The sequence below is a fragment of the Neisseria sp. P0022.S010 genome, assembly GCF_051956635.1.
Genome location: NZ_JBQCXF010000619.1, coordinates 1 through 1,619, shown reverse-complemented (window position 1 = coordinate 1,619; position 1,619 = coordinate 1). Strand labels below are relative to the sequence as shown.

1 protein-coding gene and 1 pseudogene are annotated in these 1,619 nt (G+C 49.3%); one reads left to right on the top strand and one right to left on the bottom strand.

The features are described from left to right. Window positions 1–405, top strand: a pseudogene (locus tag ACTHUT_RS20010) (class 1 fructose-bisphosphatase); the annotation flags it as partial. Between the two features lie 132 nt (window positions 406–537). Here ACTHUT_RS20010 and waaF read toward each other — a convergent pair. Beyond that, window positions 538–1,557, bottom strand: a complete 1,020-nt coding sequence (waaF, locus tag ACTHUT_RS20005) for a lipopolysaccharide heptosyltransferase II (protein ID WP_440386275.1) — start codon at window positions 1,555–1,557, stop codon at window positions 538–540. Window positions 1,558–1,619: the final 62 nt, after the last annotated feature.

Genomic DNA, 1,619 nt, shown 5'->3' with positions numbered 1-1,619 from the left:
GAATCCACTAAAGAATTCGCCATCAATATGTCCAACCAAAGACATTGGTTCGCCCCTGTTCAACAATACATTGACGAATTGCTGGCAGGCGAAACCGGCGTACGCGGCAAAAACTACAATATGCGCTGGGTAGCCAGCATGGTTGCCGAAATCCACCGCATCCTGATGCGCGGCGGCATATTCATGTATCCGCAAGACAAACGCGACCCATCCAAACCGGGCAAACTGCGCCTGATGTACGAAGCCAACCCGATGAGCCTGATTATGGAACAGGCCGGCGGCGCATCAAACAACGCCATCGAAGCCATGCTCGACATCCAACCTACCGGCCTGCACCAACGTGTTGCCGTATTCATGGGCAGCCGCGAAGAAGTCGAATACGTTTACAATCTACATCAAAAATAATCAGATGTATTGATTTCAAACCCCAAAAGGCCGTCTGAAATATGATTTTCAGACGGCCTTTCGTTAAAAACAAAAAATCAAAAGGCAGACTCAAATCTGCCCTTTGCTGCTTTCCATCTAATCTTTATTGGATTACGCCGAACGAGCCAGCTCTTCCGCCGCTTTTTGCACCCTATCCGGCGTCAGTTTGTTCAAACAATCCGTATGCCCCAACGGACATTCTCGCTTGAAACAAGGCGAGCAATCCAAATTCAAGCTGACGATTTTTGCCTTTGGGCTTAGAGGCGGCGTATGGTCAGGGCTGGATGAACCGTAAACCGCAACCAATTTCCGATCAAGCGCGGCCGCAAGGTGCATCAGACCGCTGTCGTTGCACACGACCGTATCAGCGCAAGACAACAAATCAATCGCTTCCGGAAGATTGGTTTTACCGCAAAGATTGGTACACAGGCCGTCTGAAAGTCGGTTGATTTCATCTGCAATATCGAAATCTTTTTGTGAACCAAACAGCCAAACCTGCCAACCTTCAGCCAAATAGCGGCGGCCGAGTTCGGCAAAATGACGCGCAGGCCAACGCTTGGCCGGGCCATATTCCGCACCGGGACAAAATGCCAAAATCGGTTTATCCGTCGCCAAACCATGTTTTGCCAAAGCGGCTTGACGGCTTTCGGGATCAATCGTGAAACAGGGATTATCAGAATGCCCGTTAAAATCCGCTTGGGTCGGGTGCGCCAGCGCAGTATAGCGGTCAACCATCAACGGCAATGCGGCCTTATCCAACTTACGGATATCGTTCAGCAAAAAATAGCGCGACTCGCCGACGTAGCCCGTACGCTGTTTAATCCCCGTAGCCAAAGCAATAATGGCGGATTTGAGCGAACCGGGCAAAACAATCACTTGATCATAGCCTTCTTTTCCCAATTCACGCCCGATACGCCAGCGTTTTTTCAATTCCAATGCACCATGTCCAAACGGGTTTTCCATCACACGGTTGATTTCAGGCATACGCTCAAATACGGCCATCGACCATTTGGGCGCAAAAGCATCAATAGTGCAGCCGGGATGCAGCTCATGCAAACGGCGATAAAGCGGTTGGGTCATGACGCAGTCGCCAATCCAGCTTGGGGTAATAATCAGGATTTTTTTGGACATAATGGAATGTGTTTTTAATTTTGGCTTATTGTAATACGATTTTTAAAAGGCCGTCTGAAACT

Coding starts and splice junctions, on each gene's coding strand:
- waaF (WP_440386275.1), bottom strand. CDS start 1,557: ATGTCCAAAAAAATCCTGATTATTACCCCAAGCTGGATTGGCGACTGC.